The sequence below is a fragment of the Streptomyces sp. URMC 127 genome (genome assembly GCF_051386535.1).
Taxonomy (GTDB): Bacteria; Actinomycetota; Actinomycetes; order Streptomycetales; family Streptomycetaceae; genus Streptomyces.
The window spans coordinates 1-304 of record NZ_JBPQTW010000528.1; the positions used below are offsets into that span (position 1 = coordinate 1).

A 304-nucleotide genomic window follows, 5' to 3' on the forward strand; every position below is an offset into this window, starting at 1 on the left:
TCGGAGGTCTGCATCAGGATCTCGTTCGTGCGGGCGGTGCCGAACTTGCCGTCGAGCTTGGCGCGGACGAGGTCCACGGAGAGGGCTTGGTCGATCTGGCCGGGCGCGATGCCGAGGGCGAGGAACCGGGCGCGCACCGCCGCGGCCCCGCCGTTGGCCGCCTCGACGTCGGCCCGCTGCCGCTGCAGCTCGCGCCGCGTGACCTCGACGCCGTTGTCCTTGCCGGCCCGCTCCACGATCCGGTACTGGATGAGGCGGACCAGGGTGTCCTGGCCGAGCCGGGCGCTGTTCGCCGTGAGCTGCT

At 73.0% G+C, this 304-nt stretch carries 1 pseudogene; it reads right to left on the minus strand.

The annotated features are described in order from the left end of the window. Positions 1–304: pseudogene (locus tag ACSNOH_RS35250) on the minus strand (SurA N-terminal domain-containing protein); the annotation flags it as partial.